Consider the following 326-nt stretch of genomic DNA (forward strand, 5'->3'; position numbering starts at 1 on the left):
GAGCAGGTGTGCGAGGGCCGAGACGAATTGGACCACCTCGTCGGTCGAGCGTCGCGACGATGCCACTGTCATCGACTTTGCCGCGCCCTCCGAATGTTCGGCGAGACATTCGGTAGTCATCGCGGCGAGCGCCGCATCCGGGCCGACTTCCACGAATCGCCGTACACCCGATGCGCTGAGGGTGTCGACCGATGGTGCGAATCGCACGCATTCGCGCACCTGCGCCACCCAGTACTCCGGGTCGAGCAGCTCGGTACCGGCCGGTGCGCCGGTAACAGTCGAGACGATCGGAATCGACGGCTCCCGATAGGTCAACCCCGTTGCCA

General features: G+C 65.3%; 1 protein-coding gene. It reads right to left on the reverse strand.

What is annotated here, in order from left to right:
- Nucleotides 1-326: acyltransferase domain-containing protein (locus GV790_RS29470; RefSeq protein WP_163818084.1), on the reverse strand; the 326-nt coding region annotated here is incomplete at both ends.

It is taken from the genome of Nocardia cyriacigeorgica (assembly GCF_010858045.1).
In the GTDB taxonomy this organism is placed as follows: Bacteria; Actinomycetota; Actinomycetes; order Mycobacteriales; family Mycobacteriaceae; genus Nocardia; species Nocardia cyriacigeorgica_E.